Origin of the sequence: uncultured Ellagibacter sp., from assembly GCF_934617235.1 — a bacterium.
GTDB lineage: Bacteria > Actinomycetota > Coriobacteriia > Coriobacteriales > Eggerthellaceae > Ellagibacter.
The window spans coordinates 13,877-27,642 of sequence record NZ_CAKTTZ010000034.1 but is presented as its reverse complement, the minus strand read 5'-3'; the positions used below and the strand labels follow the sequence as shown (position 1 = coordinate 27,642).

10 protein-coding genes are annotated in these 13,766 nt (G+C 61.1%); all 10 read right to left on the bottom strand.

What is annotated here, in order from left to right; all coding sequences use genetic code 11:
• Positions 1 to 1,277 precede the first annotated feature (1,277 nt).
• Entirely contained in the window at positions 1,278 to 2,117 is an 840-nt protein-coding gene (gene ispH, locus Q0G85_RS07530; protein ID WP_297156288.1) for a 4-hydroxy-3-methylbut-2-enyl diphosphate reductase, read from the bottom strand.
• Complete coding sequence (locus tag Q0G85_RS07525) at positions 2,114 to 2,944, bottom strand: 1-acyl-sn-glycerol-3-phosphate acyltransferase (RefSeq protein WP_297156285.1); 831 nt, start codon at positions 2,942 to 2,944, stop codon at positions 2,114 to 2,116. Before Q0G85_RS07525 ends, ispH begins: the two co-directional genes overlap by 4 nt.
• Before the next feature lie 78 nt (positions 2,945 to 3,022).
• Complete coding sequence (gene cmk / locus Q0G85_RS07520; protein ID WP_297156283.1) at positions 3,023 to 3,697, bottom strand: (d)CMP kinase; 675 nt, start codon at positions 3,695 to 3,697, stop codon at positions 3,023 to 3,025.
• The gene (gene aroA, locus Q0G85_RS07515) at positions 3,694 to 5,088 is read right to left on the bottom strand and encodes a 3-phosphoshikimate 1-carboxyvinyltransferase (protein ID WP_297156281.1); all 1,395 of its coding nucleotides are present in this window, start codon (positions 5,086 to 5,088) and stop codon (positions 3,694 to 3,696) included. Before aroA ends, cmk begins: the two co-directional genes overlap by 4 nt.
• A complete protein-coding gene (locus tag Q0G85_RS07510) occupies positions 5,078 to 6,250 on the bottom strand; it encodes a prephenate dehydrogenase/arogenate dehydrogenase family protein (RefSeq protein WP_297156279.1) in 1,173 nt (390 codons plus the stop codon). The genes aroA and Q0G85_RS07510 overlap by 11 nt, the downstream gene beginning before the upstream one ends.
• A 65-nt stretch (positions 6,251 to 6,315) precedes the next feature.
• Entirely contained in the window at positions 6,316 to 7,134 is an 819-nt protein-coding gene (locus Q0G85_RS07505) for a pseudouridine synthase (protein ID WP_297156277.1), read from the bottom strand.
• A gap of 2 nt (positions 7,135 to 7,136) precedes the next feature.
• A complete protein-coding gene (gene scpB / locus Q0G85_RS07500) occupies positions 7,137 to 8,039 on the bottom strand; it encodes an SMC-Scp complex subunit ScpB (protein WP_297156275.1) in 903 nt (300 codons plus the stop codon).
• 2 nt (positions 8,040 to 8,041) lie between these two features.
• Positions 8,042 to 8,836 carry a ScpA family protein gene (locus Q0G85_RS07495; protein WP_297156273.1) on the bottom strand — a complete coding sequence of 265 codons (795 nt, stop codon included), beginning with the start codon at positions 8,834 to 8,836 and terminating at the stop codon, positions 8,042 to 8,044.
• Positions 8,837 to 8,851: 15 nt separating this feature from the next.
• Positions 8,852 to 9,535: a site-2 protease family protein gene (locus tag Q0G85_RS07490; RefSeq protein ID WP_297156271.1), complete on the bottom strand. Its 684-nt coding sequence runs from the start codon at positions 9,533 to 9,535 to the stop codon at positions 8,852 to 8,854.
• A gap of 212 nt (positions 9,536 to 9,747) precedes the next feature.
• Positions 9,748 to 13,587, bottom strand: coding sequence for an S-layer homology domain-containing protein (locus Q0G85_RS07485; protein WP_297156269.1), 3,840 nt, complete (start codon positions 13,585 to 13,587; stop codon positions 9,748 to 9,750).
• Between the last annotated feature and the right edge of the window lie 179 nt (positions 13,588 to 13,766).

The following is a 13,766-nucleotide window of genomic DNA, read 5'->3' as shown; positions in this document are numbered from 1 at the left end:
TCAAGGTTCCCGGGGCTTCTTCTCAGCCCCGCCCCGCCGCTTCCTTCCGTCCGCGGCGCAAGGAGATATATTACGCGCACCCCCCTCCGCGGTCAAGGGGCTTTCCCGCCTTTTTCCCGGGAAAGGGCGCCGAGGAGGGTCTGTTTCCCGTCACCACCTGCGGAAACGCATTTCGGACGCCCTTCAGGGCTCGCACACATTCCCTCCATAAGCCCAGGAAAGGAGACCAGACAGGTATTGCCGATCTCGTTCTTGACTATAATCGCCTTCCGCACATCAAAGACAGTTGTCGTGCAAGGCGTCGAGTAACTACTACTATTAGAACGACAGTCTCTAATCCGAAGGGCCTCGATTGCTTTCTTTATTGTCGAGTCAATCGAGCTTTATATTTCGTTGCTCGAATAGCTCTCGCTCTTTCTGTTTCCTCTTTATTCCTCGGTCTCCCTTGCATCCTCTCGAGGTCGTCGGTCCCGTTGCTGCTGGAGGCCTGCTTAGAAAGAAGAATAAAGTCACTTTGTCTGTCGTAAAGAACGAATGTGGATTCTCGGAAGCTTTCACCTCGACGCTTCTTATATCCGGCGGCGTCGGCAGCATTGCCGAGCTTGATAAATCGATGTCGATCAACTAGGAGAAGCAAGGCCCCGCAGAGGAGATTTTACTTGGGTACGCTGCTTATTTGCGCGAGCTACTTTCTGATGCAGGTTATCTTGTGGAATAGGAGTGATGCGGGGACATTGGAATTCGCGAGGCGAACACTCGTCGAATCATCGAGAAAAGTACAGCCGCGAGAGCTGATTCTGGCAAATAAACGAGGCGTCCCACCGATAGAGCACCAATCGGGAAGGCTATTGCGAGCTAGCTACTCGTCTTCAACAAGAAACACCAGGTCAAGTGATCACTCATCGTGAGAGTTCGTAAAGGTTCCGAACTATCTTGTGGGAAATCTCGTTATTCGCGCCCAAATCGCTCTTAGGATGTGTATCTTTTCAAACCACTCAACTTTCCAGGAATCCACGCCCGAGCGCGCAAGCGTATTCCGACCTCAATTGCTCCCGAGTTTTCGAAACGCCCGCCGTCATTGGGGAGCCGCACTCTGTGTTCCCCAAGCATACGAAGCGCCACGTTCACCCTCGGCGACACCTGCGATGCGCGTCCGGGCTTTTCCGAACGAGCGCGCGCTTCGACGGGCCAGATGGTTCAGAGGGCCAGATGGTTCAGAGGGCCAGATGGTTCAGAGGGCAAGACGGTCAATGGGCTAGAGGCTCAAAGACTCAGCTCTACCCCAAGCTGGCGATGCGCGCCTCGACGGCGGCGATTTGATCTTCGGGCGTACTCGCGCCCGCCGTGATGCCGACCTCGGTGCACCGCTCGAACCAGGCAGGGTCGAGCTCACTGGCGCGCTCAATATGGTGGGTATTCCCGCACACCGACGAGCATATCTCGGCAAGACGCGTCGTGTTCGATGAGTTGCGCCCGCCGATGACAACCATCGCGTCCACCTTCTGAGCAAGCGCCGCCGCAGATTCTTGTCGCTCGCGCGTCGCAAGACACACGGTGTCCTTCACCACGCACTCGACGCCGCAGCTGTGAAGAGCGGCAAGCACCTCCTCGAAGGCCTCCCGCGTCTGGGTCGTTTGCACCACGACCCCCACCTTACCCGCAAGGCTCGCAGGCACGTCCGAGGCCCGCCCGGCGACGTGCACTTCCCCACCCGCTTCGCGCGCATAAGCGACAAGCCCCTCGACCTCGGGATGGCCAGCCTCTCCCACTACGACGACGCGCCCGCACTCGCGAGCGAGCTTGGCCGCCGCCTTTTGAGCACGGGCGACATGCGGGCACGTCGCGTCGACCACAGGAAGCCCGCGCGCCTCGATTTCGCGGCGGACCTGCGGCGTCACCCCATGGCTGCGGATGATAACGCTTCCCTCGACGGCCTGCTCGGGATTTTCGACAGCGCGGATGCCCCGTTCGGCAAGCTGCGCCACGACCTGGGGATTGTGGATCAGCGGGCCGAGGGTGACCGCATGGGAGCCATCAGATACGGCATCGAGCGCCATGTCGAGCGCGCGCTGGACGCCATAGCATGCCCCTGCACACTTCGCACGCGTCACCTTCATTTCGACTCCTTCGCCGCGATGATTTCCTCAGGGGTATGCACGGGGATCGCATGACCCGCGAACACGTCCGTGAAGTCGCGCCCGCCAGGGAACAGCGCCGCCATGTCGACCTCATCGCGCGGCACGCGCTGGGAGAGCGCAAAGCACTCGCGCATCGCATACCACGTGCAACCCTCTAGGCGATCTTCCTTGGGAAGGAAGTCGAAATCGCTCACGAGCAGGGGCGATCCAAACTCCATCGTGATTTTCGGGAAGCGGAAGAACTTGCCCTTCTGCTTCACATACTCGGCGTTGCGCACCGTCATAGGGAGGATAGGGGCATGGCCCATCTTCGCGATGAAAGCAGCACCGGAGTGGATTTCGGGGGTCTTTGTGCCCTTACCACGGCGCGTCCCCTCGGGAAGGATGCCGACGAGCTCGTTGTTCTTCAGGTTGCGCGTCGCGCGCTTGATCGCCACACGGTCGGCTGCGTCGCGCTTGATGGGGAACGCGCCGACACGCGAGAGGATCTGCCCCACAAGGCCATGCGCGTTGTCGAAGAGCGTCTCGCGTCCAAGCAGACGCACCCACTGGCTCGGCCGACAGGCGATATACATGCAGGCCACGTCAAGAAACGAGGTGTGGTTCGCCACGAGGAGCACGCCCGATTTCTTGTTGAATGCGCGCAGGGTCTCGCGCCCATCGACGCGATAGCGGAAGCAAATCTTGAAAACGAAGGCGACGACAACCCAGACGATGTTCCCAAACCAGTGAGGAATCTGCTTTTCGGTCGACGTGCCGCCAAGGGGCATGTCCCACATCTTCTCGTATGGCAAAAAGACGCTCATGCGCGGCCCTTTCTCTTGAATATGCGCCGTGACACCCGATATGGCGCCCGACCCCGCAGGTCAGACGCCATTGCGCAATTACTTTTGAGCCTGCTCGGCAAGTGAGCAGATGAAGGAGATGATCTCCTCGATGGTCTTACCCGTGGAATCGAGGTGCACGGCATCTTCCGCTGGCTTGAGAGGCGACGCCGCGCGAGAGGAATCGATTTCGTCCCGCTTCTTGATGTCGGCGAGAACCTCCTCGTAGTTCGTCGAGCCCACATGGCGCTCTTCGTTCTGCTTGACGCGGCGAGTTGCGCGCTCTTCCGCGCTCGCCGTGAGAAACACCTTCACGGGTGCCTCAGGGAAGACGACCGTGCCGATATCGCGGCCCTCGACCACGTAATCGCCCGCGCGGCCGATACGCTGCTGCTGTGCGACAAGCGCCTCGCGAACTGCGGGAACAGCCGCAACCGGCCCAACTGCGCGATCGATCTCGGACGTGCGGATGGCGTCGGTCACTTCCGTGCCGGAGATGAAAACGCGACGGGGAACGGGGTCGCCCTCGACGTGCCCGAACTCGATTTCGTTGTCGCGAGCGATTGCGCCGAGCGATTCTGCGTCATCGAAGGAGACGCCGTCGGCGAGCGCCTTCCACGCGATAGCTCGATACATGGCACCCGTGTCGAGGCACGAGAACCCGAGCTGCTTTGCCGCCGCCTTTGCGACGGTTGACTTTCCTGCCCCCGAGGGGCCATCGATTGCGACGATCATTTCGCCAGCCTTTCAATATCGGCGCGAAAGCCCGGATAGCTTACGCGCACTGCCTCAAAATCACGAATAGACACGGGGTGAGTTCCCGTAAAACCAACAAGCGACCAGGTCATAGCCAAACGGTGATCCCCCAAGGAGTCGAATGCGAGCCCGGCGGGCGCGACAAGGCCCGGCACACCTTCAATATGGAGGTCGTCCCCTTCGGCCCACGCGTGTACACCGAGCTTGCCAAGCCCCTCCACGATGGCGGCGAGACGGTCGGTTTCCTTCACGCGCAACTCCCCCACCTCGTGAAAGACCGTCGTGCCTTCGGCGTGGGCCGCCACAAGGGCGAGCACGGGAATCTCGTCGACGAGCGATGCGATTTCGCGCCCCATAACCTCGCACGCGCGCAGATGTTCGACATGGGAAACCGAGATGGTGCCGCAGGGCTCCTCGCCTGCACTGCCCGTCGGCTTCACAGAAATGGCGGCACCCATTCGCTCGAGCACGCGCACGAAGCCGATGCGCGCCTCGTTCAGGCTCACGTTCTCGATATCGATCGAGCTACCAGGCCGAAGAGCGGCCGCACAGGCCATGAACGCCGCCGAGGAGGGATCGCCCGGCACATCGACATCGCAGGCGTGAAAGCTCTGTCCACCGCGGACGAAAGCCTCCCCCGGCGCCGATTCGACGGCGACGCCGAATCCAGGGAGCATGAGCTCGGTGTGGTTGCGCGAAGGCGCGGGCTCATAGACGCCCGTCGTGCCGGAAGCGAAGATGCCGGCAAGCAGGATTGCTGTCTTTAGCTGGGCGGACGCAATTGGCGAGTCGTATGAGATGGCGGCAAGGTCGCGCGTTCCCGAGATGGAGAGGGGAAGCGTCGTCGCGCCTTCTGGGGCAAACCGGGCGCCCATCATCTCGAGCGGGGCGGCGATGCGGCGCATCGGGCGGCGGCGAAGGGAGGCATCGCCCGTGAGCTCGACGGTGATGTCCCACGGCGCAAGCACGCCCATGAGCAGGCGAACCGTCGTGCCCGAGTTGCCGCAGTCGATGGCACCCGTCGGTTGTGAAGGCCCCGCACTTCCCCACCCGCGGATGTCGCCCGTAAGGCTTCCGTCGGGCTGCTTCTCAACGTTGACCTCGGCTCCTAAGGCTCGCACCGCACCGATGGAAGAGCGCACGTCAGCGGAGTCGAGCACGCCGGACACGTGCGAAGTGCCTTCGGCCATGGCGGAGAAAAGCACCGAGCGATGCGATATCGACTTGTCGCCGGGAACGCGAACCGCACCCGTCAACGGACGGGCGAGCGGCTCGATAAGGGTTGTCTGTTCGGTCGCGGCGTCTGAAGACGCGCAGGGCACTGCAGCGTCGCTGCGTGCAGTGGACACCGGTTGATCGTTAGTCGACATGGACATGCTCCTTCGGGGCGAGCGGATTGAACGACACCGAGAAGCCCGCGCCGATAAGCTGGGCAGACAGCTTTCCAACATCGCCCTCGTCGGTCAAAACGAGCGAAAGCACGGCGCGATCTTCGGTAATGTGGTCGATCTCGATCGATTGAATATTGCAGCCCGCGGAGCTCGCAATCGTGGTGACTTCCGCGACCACACCCTTTCGATCGGACATGGGAATGCGAACCTCGAGAAGCTTATCGGTCGAGGGAACCCAAGCTGCGGGCAGCGCGCGTCGGGCCTGCGCCGCTTCCTCGAGAAGACGCGTCGTCGCCTCGCGGTCGTGCGCGTCGATCGCGTCTGCGAAATCGCCGATAATCGACTGCATCTCGCGTAAACCGCCCGTAAGCGCGCAGGCGTTGTCGAACGCGATGCCGCACCACAGCTTCGACGAACCCGCCGCAATGCGTGTGGAATCCTTGAAACCACCTGCAGCAAGACGCATGAGCGACTGCTGCTCGTCGGCGTGACGGCTTGCAAGCTGCATGAGCGAAGCCGCGATGATATGCGGAACATGGCTTACCACGGCGATAGAGTCATCATGCTCATCAGGCGCTATGGCAACCACGCGCGCACTCAAGCTCGTAATGAGCTCGTGCAAGCGCTGGAAATGCTCCGGCGGCGTATCCACGTCGGGGCAAAGAATCCAGTTAGCACCCTCGAAAAGGTCGGGACGCGCGCCGTCGATGCCGTTCTTTTCCGAGCCCGCCATAGGATGCCCCGGCACGTAGTTGCGACGATATGGCAGAATCTCTTTCGTCGCCGCAAGGATATGGGCTTTCGTGGAAAGCGTGTCGGTGATCACGCCTTGATAATCCCAATCGCCAAGAAGGCGCAGGTAATCGTCGACTGCCGCAACGGGCGTCGCCAAAACGACGAGGTCAGCGCGGTCCTTCACGAAATCGGAGAGCGCCTCGCTTTCGGGAGTGCAGGCGTTTGAGACCCACCCACGCGAGATGGCCTCGCCGCAGGTTCTCGAATCGACGTCGACACCGAATACCTCGATGTCGGGGTCCGACTTCGAGATGGCGGCGGCAAGCGATGCACCGATAAGCCCCAGGCCAACCACCACAATATGGTCGAACCCATGAGGAGCCTTGCTTGTTGTATCTTCAGACATGCGTATACCTTTTCCTCGCGTGCCCGGATCCTTATCGCCCGAGCAGCAGTCCGTTAGTTTAGCAGTTACGAGCAGGTTGCGGCCTTAAGTTCGCCCACTTCCACATCTGTGAGCTCACGCCATGAGCCACGGGGAAGATCTCCCAGCTCAAGGGGTCCAAACGAGGAACGGTGAAGCGCGATGACGGGATGACCCACCGCTTCGAGCATGCGGCGAACCTCCCGCTTGCGGCCCTCGCGCAAACCGACGAGCACATAGCTTCCCGTCTTCTCGCGGACTGCACGGGCGCGCTTTCCCGTGTGCGAAGCGTCGATGCCGCCCGCCCCCTTGCCAGTGCCGATTGCAAGCGCCGCCTCACGCGCCGCGCTGCCGCGCAAAAGCTCCGCACGCGCTGGAAGCGTCATGCCGTCGGAAAGGCGCACGCCGCCACGCAGCCTCGAAAGCGCCTGCGTATCCGGCGTCCCTTCCACCAATGCGAGGTAGCGTTTCTCCACGTGGCGACGCGGATGCAGAAGAGCATTTCCCAGCTCGCCGTCGGTCGTGAAGAGAAGGAGGCCCGTCGTGTCGCGATCGAGGCGCCCCACGGGAAAGAGCCCCAGAAACCGATCGGCGGGAACGAGGTCGGCCACCGTGGCGCGACCTTGGGGGTCATCCATCGTGGTGACGTAACCGGCGGGCTTGTGGAGCATGATCGTGACCTCGCCCTCGGCAAGACGCACGGGCGACCCTCCATCAACGCGAATTTCATCAGCGTCGGGATCGACGGAACATCCCAGTTCAGCAGGCTGTCCGTTCACCGTGACGCGTCCAGCGACGATAAGCTCCTCCGCATGGCGCCGCGACGCAACACCCGCGCGAGCTAAAAACTTCTGAAGGCGCATCATGGCTACTCGTCATCCGTTTCGAACGTAAGCTCGTCGAAGTCGATCTTGTCGACCACGCCGAAACCCTGGGCCATGGCCTGACGGAGCATTTCCTGGGCAGAGTCGTCTTCGGCATGGGAATAGTCATCCGCGCCGCCGTCTTCATCCGCTTCATCGCGCTGGTTAGTTGAGCGATAAGCCTGATCCTGCGAGAACAGCGACTCAGGTGCCGTATGCCCCACAAGCGCCTCGCCCGCGACAGCCCCGCTCATTTCGCCCTCGTCGTCATCGTAGGCGATGCGGTCGAGCACATCGCCCTCGTCGCGTTTGAGCGCGGTGCCGCTTGCTTCGTGAGCTGCGGAAAGCCGCTCGCGAATAAGCGTGCGCGTGGAATCGTCAGGCGCGAACTCGGAAAGGTCGGGCAGATCGGCGGTGGAGCGAAGGCCGAACTTCTCCAAAAACGCGCGCGTCGTGGCGTAAAGCGTCGGGTTCCCTGGAGTATCCGCAACCCCCGCTTCGCGCACGAGGCCTTTTTCCACCAGGGAGTTGATCGAGCTGTCGGAGTTCACGCCGCGCACGCTCGCCACCTGGGCGCGCGTCGTGGGCTGGGAATATGCCACAATCGCGAGCGTCTCCATGGCGGCCTGGGAGAGCTTGCGGGTGTCCCAGGAAAGGACGTACTTCTCGATGAGCTCGTGGTAGGCGGGATGCGTGTACAGCCGCCAACCGCCCGCCACCTCGCGCAGCTGGATGCCGCGGTTTTCGGCCTCGAGCTTATCGCGAAGCCCCACGAGGGCGCCCTCGACGTCGGCGGGGTCGACTTCGAGCATATCGGCGAGTGCGATGGTGCCCACCGGCTCGTCGGTCACGAACAGCATTGCCTCGATTGCGCCTGCGAGCTGGTCTTTCTGCAAACCTTCGAACATGGTTACTCCTCCTCGCCCACCGACGTGAGCGCGTCTTCGCCCGTCAGGTCAAGCTCGCCCGACCCTTCGATGTAGTCGATCGAGATATCGCCGAACAGCTCGTCTTGGTTGATCTTCACCATGGAGCGCTTGTAGAGCTCGAGCACCGCGAGGAACGTCACGACAACGACCGGCGTCGGCGTACGCTCGTCGACCAAGTCGGAAAACCGCAGATGCCCGCGGTTGACGATGCGCTGGTGGATGGCCCGCACGTGCGTCTCGACGGGAATGGGCTTTGCGGCGATATGCTCGCTTTCCAATAGGAAAACATCGCGTCGGGCCAGCGCACGGGCGCAGGTGAGCGCAAGGCTATCGAGCGTGACGTCTTTTAGGTAGTCCGGCATGAGGTTCAGAAAACACGCATCGGGCCCGAACGGACGCGTATGCATGCGGCCTTCTGAGATGAACCGCGCATGGAGGGCGGCGCCCGCGTTCTTGTACTGCTTGTAGGCAAGCAGGCGCTCGACCAGGATATCGCGCGCCTCGCTAGGCGAAAGCTCCGCTATGTCGTCGTCGATTTCGGGCGTGTCCTGCGGGATGAGGCTTTGCGCCTTGATTTCGAGCAGCGTCGACGCCACGAGCAGAAAGTCGCTTGCCACGTCGAGGTCGAGGTTTTTCATGCGCGTTACCTCGGCGAGGTACTGGTCGGCGATCTCGGTGATCGAGATGGCACCGATATCGACTTTCTGCCTGCTCACCAGGTACAGCAGAAGGTCGAACGGGCCCTCGAAGCTTGCGGTGCGAACTTTGTACGACACAGCTTCGCCCCCCCCCTAGGAGACCTTGAACGGGAACAGCAGATTGGCCACATTGCCCGCCGTAACGTCGAGATAAACGCCGACGGGGTTCACGTGCAAAACGTAGGGAAGAATGATAAGGACGATCATGAACACGGGCATCGCGTACTGCTGCACGCGGTAGTACTTGTGCATGTGCTTTTTCGGGATGAAAAGCGCGAGCACCGACGAGCCGTCGAGCGGCGGGACCGGCAGCAGGTTGAAAAAGAGCAGGTAGAGATTGATGAGGGCGAACATGGGCAGGAACATGAGATAGAAGTACGCGAACGCCTCGCTTTGCGCGACGAGCGCAGGAGCCTGACCGTAGAGAGCCCAGGCCACAGCGCCGGCAAGGGCGGCCATCGCAAGGTTCGCTGCAGGTCCGGCAAGGCCGACGATGACGTCGCCTGTTTTGGGATTCTTAAAGTAAGACGGGTTGTAAGGCACCGGCTTCGCATAGCCGAACACGGGACCGTTCATCGCGAGCATGCACAGAGGCAGGATGACCGTGCCGAACGGGTCGACGTGCTTGAGCGGGTTAAGCGACAGACGCCCCGCGCGCTTTGCCGTGGGATCCCCAAGCTTGTATGCGGCAAACCCGTGCGCCACCTCGTGAAAGACGATGGCGGGCACGAAGCTCAGGACCGAGCAGACTATGTAGACAAGATATTGTGACGACATGGGTCATAAGTGTAGCGCAAGGGAAAGCCCGCAAAGCGCGAACCTCCCTCCCCTGCGCGAAAAGTGCGCAGACGGGAAAGCGAGGCGTTGCGCTTGCGGGCACGAGAATCCAGAGCGCCGGCGCCCGCCCTAAAACAGGCACCGGCGCCGAGCGGCAGTCATGGCGCGACGCCTGCGCCGATCCGAGCACAAGCGCAGGCGTCGACTTCGCACTACTTCAAAATCCCCTGTCGATACGCCTTCATGATCAGGGTCGCGGCGCGCTCGCGAGAGGTGCTCTCGGCGGGCGCGAACGTGTAGGTCCCATCGTGGTTGTCGTAGCCACTGACAAGACCGGATTCCTTAGCCCAGGCAACCGAACCCACTGCCCAATTGGATATGGCATCGCTATCGGTCAAGTCGCCCAAGGCCGCCGAATCGCCTGCCTGGCCCCCATTCGCATAGTTGCAGAAGATCTTGGCAACTTGCTCGGCGGTCACCGGCTCATCGGGCTTGAAGCTGAACGTGCCGTCGCGGTTGTCGAAGCCATTGATCACCTGGTTGGCAACAGCCCAGTTAGCAGCGCCGGTGTACCACGTAAAGGACTCGACATCGTCCATGCCTGTGGTGTTGGGCGTGTCGGCAGGCTTGCACGCTGCGGCAGCCTCGGGGTCGGCCGCGCGCCAGAGGATCATGGCGAACTGCGCGCGCGTGAGGGGCCTGCCCACACCGAACAAGCCGGCGTCGGGACCTTCCGCATAGCCGGTGATAAGGCCCTTTGCGGAGCAGAACGACACTCCCTCGGCGTACCACTCGGCATAGTCGACGTCGGGGAACTCAGACGAAATGCTCGCGAACTGAGCGACGTACGTCACGTCTTCGGACGCGCGCACCTCGATATCGGCGCCGCCGGCGACCGCTTCCCGCTCGCCCGACGCGCCCTCGCGCTGCCATCCGATGAACACGCTGCCTTCCGATGCGCGAGCGTGGATTGCGATTTTGCCGCCAGCGACTACCGTGCCGCCGCCCCAAACGTCGCCCCCTCCTTCAGCGGAAACGGACACCGTCGCTTCTTCCAAATCCGAGCCCGACGCGACGGAGGAAGCCTTGGCCTCCTCCCCAGTCGAGTCGTCCACGAGCACGCAATCGACGGGGGCATCCTGGGAGGACACGTCGAGCGAGAACGCATCGCCTTCCTCGATAGCGACCCCCTGATAGCTCTTCACGCTGACAGGATCGCTACTTAGGACATCGCGTTCCTCGAGGGTCACGTCCATCTCGCCGCCGTCGGTCGCAGTGACCTCGACGCGGTAGCCCTCACCAGCGGGAATGTCGATCATCTTGACCCCGTCGGACGTCACTGCAGCGGGAAGACCCTCTTCTATCAGGGTCTCGTCCATCTCATCATTGGAAATCGATGCGACGAGATTGCCCTCGGCGTCGTAAGCCTTAACGTCGACCGGGCAGGCAACGAGCAGCAAACGGTAGTTCATGCGGGCGAATATCTCGGGGAACTCGCCAAGCTCCGCCTCTTCGCTTTTCATCCACGCCACGTAGGTTTCCTGCGTATGCCCGTGCACCACGCCCTTGCCCGTGATGAACGCCCCGTTGAGCGCCCCCGTGCCGAAAATAGCCGTGAACAAGAGCTTGTACTGAGGAATCATCATCGCTGCGTACAAAATGGCGTAGTCGCCGTTGTCGGCAGAACCCATGATGGCCGCCTTCACGAGGCTCGTGAACACCTCATGCGGCGTTACCCCAGTCAGACGGTTATGGTAGTACCACCAGGTCGATCGAGCGAGCATCGCCATCTCCGTCGAAATCGACGAAGCGGTAACGGAGCCGGTGAGGTAGCCTCGGTACTTTTCCCCATCGCTGAAGCGCTCGAAATACGTGTTCATCTTTGCCAGCTGCGCCTTGTAGTCGCCCCTACGCGTGTTCGACCTGGAAGGCAGGGCCAGATCCCTGCCGTAGCGGCCGTAGCCCCATTCGCCAAGCGGCACCTTGATGACGACGTCCTCGGGGTTCACGATGTTGAAGATGTTGCCGTACTTGGCATCGCTGCGGTTGCTTGCGAGCGTGGCATTGGGCGACTCGAACGTGAAAGTGTAGACGTTGTCGGGCGAGAGCGTCCCCGCGTCGGTCGCCAACCCATCGTCAAGACGGGCGCCGAGGATGTTCGACACCGCAGCGCCCCGGCTGTGGCCCGCGATGAGCACGCGCGCTTTATCGAGGTCGATGCCGTTGTCGTACACGTAACTGCGCAGGGCCCGAAGCACCTGCAGCGCCCCCGCTTTGAAGCCCTCGTGCGTTTCCTGATCGTTATTTTGCAGCGTGTCGGCGACATTGAGGTTGCTGAGCCACTCGCCGTTGCCGGGCGTGCCGCGCACGATGACGGCGATGATCGGTACGCCGTTCGAGGTCATGCGCGTCTCGATGGAGAAGCCGACCTGGTCGTAGTCGCCGTTGTAGTCTTTCCCTGCGGGGTGATATTCCACCGAATCGAACGCGTTGAAGCCAAGCTGTTCCCGCAACGTCTTTTTCACGAACGATTCGTCGTAAGCCGCAGCAGCGAGCACGGCGGCAGTGGTGGCAAGATCGTGGTTGTACGTGTACGAAGAGGTGTTGAACCAAGCGTCGTCCCAGTTCACTACAGTCGCAGCTTCACCATCGCCCCCCGAAGCCTTAAACCAAGCGCTTGCCGTGAAGGGGTCCGAGGGAATCGTTTCGGACGGGTCGGTGGCAGATGAACCCGCAGAAAAGGCAACTTTGTCCATGACTTGGTAAGGTGTCCACTGTTGTTCTATGGTCACGTAGCCGAGTTGTCCGTAATTGTTGCAGCCCCACGTCCAAAGCGTGCCATCCTGCTTGAGGGCGGCAGTATGGTTGTAGCCCACCGAAGCGCAGACAACCCCTTCGAGGTATTGTACGGGCTTAACCTGGTCCCAATAAGACGCTCCAACTTGGTTGTACCTGCCTTCACCCCACACCCACAACGTACCGTCTTTCTTGACTGCTGAGGAGTTAGGTCCGCCGAACGATATCGAAGCTACGTCGTCCATCACCTTGACAGGGACGCTGCTATCCTCGGTCGTTCCATTCCCCAACTGCCCATCATCATTGCATCCCCAGGTCAAAAGTGACCCATCTGTCATGATGACCCCCGTATGAGACCCTCCGAGCGACACGGCAGAAACGCCGTCCATAACCTTGACGGGAACGGTGCTGCCCTCAGTCGTACCGTTTCCGAACTGTCCATACGAATTGTCACCCCACATCCAGAGCGACCCATCGCGCTTGATCGCGGCGGAATAGCCAATGCCCAAAGAAACAGCAACGACATCGTCCATTATCTTTTTTGGCTCATAGTTGGCGCTGTCGTTAGTCGTCCCGTTGCCCAACTCGCCATGTGAATTGTCGCCCCACGTCCAAAGCGATCCGTCGCGCTTGATGGCGGCGGCATGCAAATAACCGAGCGAAACGCTGACGACATCGTCCATGAGCTTTGCTGGAGCGAATCCATCGGTACCGCCCTCGTTGCCGACCACGCCCTTATAGTTCCAACCCCACGTCCAAAGCTCCCCGTTTTTTTTGACAGCAGCCGAAAAATTCGTACCGAGAGCAACGCTTGCAACATCGTCCATAAGCTTGTTCAGGTAAGAGTTTTTCTCATCGCTCGACGAATATCCGAGTTGAAATTCCGAGTTACGACCCCAGGTCCAAAGCTCCCCATTCTGGGTGATAGCAGCTGAATGATTCTCACCTGCCGCGGAGATAGTGTTACCGAACGGCAGCGTCTCGGTTGCGGATTGCGCGGCGGTGGCGAGCTGCGTTGAGTCCGCAGGTTGCGTTGAATCTGCAGTTTGCGCCGCAGTTGCAAGCTGCGACGACTCGGAGGCTTGAGCGGCGTCAGCGGCCGACGAAGCTTCCGCAACCTGGGCAGCATCAGCATCTGGCGAACCTTCGGCTTCGCTTGCCCATGCCGAACCGTAGAACGACGCGCAGGGCAGAAGCCCCGCAACGAGCACGATAGACAAGAATGATGAGAGCGCTTTGCGCCATGGATTCGCCATGCCGTACCTCCGCGTGTCAACGATGCAATCGGGCAGTTTGGTGCATTGTATCAAACCGCAAGCAACCTTAGGATGCAGACGTCAATGCGACGTGCAAACACCGCCGCCCAAGGGCACAAACCCGTTCGGGCCGCCATGCGCCGACGCGGAGAATCTGAGTGAGCACGCTTATTAACGCG

Bases quoted from the DNA above. Each gene is read 5' to 3' on its own strand.
- aroA (WP_297156281.1), bottom strand. From the start codon at position 5,088: ATGTCGACTAACGATCAACCGGTGTCCACTGCACGCAGCGACGCTGCA.
- cmk (WP_297156283.1), bottom strand. From the start codon at position 3,697: ATGATCGTCGCAATCGATGGCCCCTCGGGGGCAGGAAAGTCAACCGTC.
- ispH (WP_297156288.1), bottom strand. From the start codon at position 2,117: ATGAAGGTGACGCGTGCGAAGTGTGCAGGGGCATGCTATGGCGTCCAG.
- Q0G85_RS07525 (WP_297156285.1), bottom strand. From the start codon at position 2,944: ATGAGCGTCTTTTTGCCATACGAGAAGATGTGGGACATGCCCCTTGGC.
- scpB (WP_297156275.1), bottom strand. From the start codon at position 8,039: ATGTTCGAAGGTTTGCAGAAAGACCAGCTCGCAGGCGCAATCGAGGCA.
- Q0G85_RS07490 (WP_297156271.1), bottom strand. From the start codon at position 9,535: ATGTCGTCACAATATCTTGTCTACATAGTCTGCTCGGTCCTGAGCTTC.
- Q0G85_RS07510 (WP_297156279.1), bottom strand. From the start codon at position 6,250: ATGTCTGAAGATACAACAAGCAAGGCTCCTCATGGGTTCGACCATATT.
- Q0G85_RS07485 (WP_297156269.1), bottom strand. From the start codon at position 13,587: ATGGCGAATCCATGGCGCAAAGCGCTCTCATCATTCTTGTCTATCGTG.
- Q0G85_RS07505 (WP_297156277.1), bottom strand. From the start codon at position 7,134: ATGATGCGCCTTCAGAAGTTTTTAGCTCGCGCGGGTGTTGCGTCGCGG.